This window comes from Hymenobacter bucti (assembly GCF_042681145.1).
Lineage (GTDB): Bacteria > Bacteroidota > Bacteroidia > Cytophagales > Hymenobacteraceae > Hymenobacter > Hymenobacter bucti.
The window spans coordinates 1-1,016 of record NZ_JBHUFD010000020.1; the positions used below are offsets into that span (position 1 = coordinate 1).

General features: G+C 50.8%; 2 tRNA genes and 1 rRNA gene. All 3 read right to left on the bottom strand.

What is annotated here, in order from left to right:
* A 23S ribosomal RNA gene (locus ACFSDX_RS25155) occupies positions 1-456 on the bottom strand; the annotation flags it as partial.
* A 198-nt stretch (positions 457-654) separates the two neighbouring features.
* A tRNA-Ala gene (locus ACFSDX_RS25160) sits at positions 655-728 on the bottom strand.
* A 36-nt stretch (positions 729-764) separates the two neighbouring features.
* Positions 765-838, bottom strand: a tRNA-Ile gene (locus tag ACFSDX_RS25165).
* Between the last annotated feature and the right edge of the window lie 178 nt (positions 839-1,016).

A 1,016-nucleotide genomic window follows, 5' to 3' on the forward strand; every position in this document is an offset into this window, starting at 1 on the left:
GCGGATGGTGCCGCTCGATTCAGACGGGGTTTCTCCGGCCCCGCCCTACTCAGGATACTGCTACCGTAAATCAGAATTGTCACTTACCGGGCTCTCACCGTCTCTGGCGCAGTTTCCCACCTGCTTCAGTTAACTCGATTTAATCAGATATCGCAGTCCTACAACCCCACAGCGGCCGTAACCGCCGTGGTTTGGGCTCCTCCCCGTTCGCTCGCCACTACTTGGGGAATCATTGTTATTTTCTTTTCCTGTCGGTACTGAGATGTTTCAGTTCCCAACGTTTGCTCTAGTCCTATACAGGAGTAGTCTTAGGTCTTCAACCTAAGGGGTTGCCCCATTCGGAAATCTGGGGATATAACGGGTATGTGCCCCTCCCCCCAGCTTATCGCAGCTTATCGCGTCCTTCATCGCCTCTGAGACCCTAGGCATCCCCCGTGTGCTCTTACTTACTTCTCGCTTGCGATTCATCCAACACGGGGTTGGACTGAACTGCTGCTATTCTGTGAATAACAGCCCGCTTTTTACTTCTCTTTCTTGTTTTCCCTTACGTCAAAGAACGTTTACTACCCAATCGGTAGCAAATGTGGAATAGCTGAATTACTTCAGGCTAAACCTATTTTTTAAACCACTTTCTCAATTAGAAAGTGTAAACAGTGGAGGATAACGGAGTCGAACCGTTGACCCCCTGCGTGCAAGGCAGGTGCTCTAGCCAGCTGAGCTAATCCCCCAGAAGTTGGCATCAAGCAGATACCCGCTGCTGCCAGTGGGCCTGCCTGGACTCGAACCAGGGACCTCTACATTATCAGTGTAGCGCTCTAACCACCTGAGCTACAAGCCCGGGTTCGCTCTGCCCTCTTGCGAGGTCAATGCAGAATCCGATAAAATCGTTGAATGAGGAAATAGACATCGTAGTAAGTACAAGCGTACTCTACTCTTAGATAAGCAAACGTCACGAACAAGGATGCTCCAGAAAGGAGGTGATCCAGCCGCACCTTCCGGTACGGCTACCTTGTTAC